This is a genomic window from Ructibacterium gallinarum (assembly GCF_014982785.1).
In the GTDB taxonomy this organism is placed as follows: Bacteria; Bacillota; Clostridia; order Monoglobales; family Monoglobaceae; genus Ructibacterium; species Ructibacterium gallinarum.
In genome coordinates this window covers 1-2,541 of sequence record NZ_JADCKB010000056.1, presented here as the reverse complement: position 1 = coordinate 2,541, position 2,541 = coordinate 1, and the positions used below count along the sequence as shown (strand labels likewise).

Here is a 2,541-nt window from a genome sequence, read left to right as displayed (position 1 = left end):
GAGCGTGCGCCCGTAAAGGAGATATAATAAATCTACCTATGGCAAGGTAGTAAACAATCATCTCAACACCGTTAAAAGGAGGTGGAAATTAAACGGTGTGTTTATCATCAACCGATTTACCTGTGAGGGAAACCAAATATCAGGGAACATAGCATGTCGGTAAAGCCATAAGTCAGCTAACTACCAAGCTGCGACTGAATGGGGAGATGAAAAGTTTGGTATGAGGATAAAGCCCATACTGGTTGAACGATAGTCCAAACGGTCAGTGTCGGGACTATGACGTAAGGTAGTTATAAATCGTCATATCGCAGTACCGATGTTCCGCTGCTCAGGAGCATTGGCAGAGATAGACTGCGACGTATATGCAATAAGCATAAAAGGATGGAAGTCGTATCCGACAACCAAACGCGCCAAACAGTTATTATATTGCTAAACGGGGATTACCTAAGTCAAAATGCTTGTAAAATTATGCAAGCTATTAAGCAGAAGGCTTATGAATATTTGATATGGTAACGGAGTTTCCATAGTAGTCAGAGATAGTTAACGGCTATTACACGGCGAAGGGAAACAGTTTATAACATTAACATTATAGAAAGGAAAATGTGTGATACATTATGAGAAATCCTGAAAATGTGTTAATCAGTCTAATAAAACACAGTAATAAAAAGGACTACAAATATGAACGCTTATATCGTTTACTCTATAATGAGGAAATGTATTTAATTGCGTATCAAAACATTTATTCAAATGACGGAAGTATGACAAAAGGTACTGACCATAAAACCGTTGACGGTATGAGTATGGAAAGAATACGAAAAATCATACTTTCGCTCAAAGATGAAAGCTATCAGCCTAATCCTGCAAGAAGAACGTATATACCAAAGAAAAACGGAAAAATGCGTCCGCTTGGTATTCCGTCTTTTGATGATAAATTACTTCAGGAAGTAATCAGAATGATTTTAGAAGCAATTTATGAGGGGTATTTTGAACATACCTCTCACGGCTTCAGACCTAACAGAAGCTGTCATACAGCTCTTACTAAAATTCAAAAGACTTTTACAGGAGTAAAATGGTTTATCGAAGGAGATATAAAAGGCTTCTTTGATAACATAAATCATAATACCCTGATAAACATTTTGAGTGAGCGCATAAAAGATGAAAGATTTCTGCGGCTTATACGAAAATTTCTCAATGCGGGATATATGGAGGATTGGACTTTTCATAATACCTATTCGGGTACGCCGCAAGGTGGAATAATCAGTCCAATATTGGCTAACATTTATTTGGATAAATTTGATAAATATGTGAGTGAATATATTAAAAACTTCAACAGAGGCGAAAGACGTAAGCGTACAACAGAATATCGCAAAAATGAAGTCAGTCTGCGTAATGCTCGAAGCGCATTGAAAAATGCCGCAGACGATACAGAAAAACAAAAAGCCATTGCGCTTATACGGAGGTTGGAAAAAGAAAGAGTTAATATTCCTCATAGCGACCCTATGGACAAAGATTACGCACGCCTGTTTTATGTCAGATATGCTGATGATTGGCTTTGCGGAGTTATTGGTTCAAAGGATGATTGTAAAAGGATTAAAGAAGATTTTAAGAATTTTCTCTATGAAAAACTACAGTTAGAGCTATCAGAAGAAAAAACTTTTATTACCAATGCTCAAAAAAGTGCTAAATTCCTTAGTTTTGAAATCAGAGTCAGACAGAGCAACCTTAGCAAAAGAGACAAAATAGGCAGACTGGTAAGAAATTACACAGGACGCGTAGTTTTAGAAGTATCAAGCGATGTAATCAAAAAACGCTTGATAGAAGCGGGTGCAATGAAATTCATATACCAAAACGGGAAGGAAATATGGAAACCGCAAGCAATTTACAGATTAAAGGATTGTGATGACTTAGAAATTCTTGATTGGTACAATAGCAAGATACGAGGGTTTTATAACTATTATTGTATAGCCAACAACAGCTCGTTAATAAACAGTTACAAATATATTTTGGAATACAGTATGTACAAAACCTACGGCACAAAATACAGAACGTCAATACACAAGATTATCAACAAATTCAGATATGGTAAAGACTTTGCTGTTAAGTTTACAAATTCTAAAGGAGTTGAATGTGTCAGAGTATTTTACAATCAAGGTTTTAAGCGGCAGGAAAAGGCGTTTTATCCCAATGAGGACGAAATTCAATGCGATATTAAATATTTTAGCAGTACAAGTCTTATAGACAGGTTGAAGGCTGGAAAATGTGAAATCTGCGGCAGTACAGATATGCCTATAGAAATACATCACGTTCACAGGCTTAAAGACCTTCAAGGCAAGAGCTTCTGGGAAACGCTTATGATAGCAAGACAAAGAAAAACACTTGCCCTATGCAGGGAATGTCATAAGAAATTACACTGTGGGAAATTAGACTGAGTTTATAAATGGGGAGCCGTGTACATTGAGAGGTGTAAGCACGGTTCCGGGGCGAGTATTCGGAAACCTGTCATAGAAATATGACAAGGCGCCGGGTACTTAGCCTACAGCG

Annotated in this window: 1 protein-coding gene; it reads left to right on the top strand. The window is 37.2% G+C overall.

Going from position 1 to position 2,541, the window contains the following annotated elements; translation table 11 throughout:
- Positions 1-614 precede the first annotated feature (614 nt).
- The gene (locus INF28_RS12615) at positions 615-2,429 is read left to right on the top strand and encodes a reverse transcriptase domain-containing protein (RefSeq protein ID WP_226393807.1); all 1,815 of its coding nucleotides are present in this window, start codon (positions 615-617) and stop codon (positions 2,427-2,429) included.
- The last annotated feature ends 112 nt before the right edge of the window (positions 2,430-2,541 follow it).

Bases quoted from the DNA above. Each gene is read 5' to 3' on its own strand.
- INF28_RS12615 (WP_226393807.1), top strand. From the start codon at position 615: ATGAGAAATCCTGAAAATGTGTTAATCAGTCTAATAAAACACAGTAAT.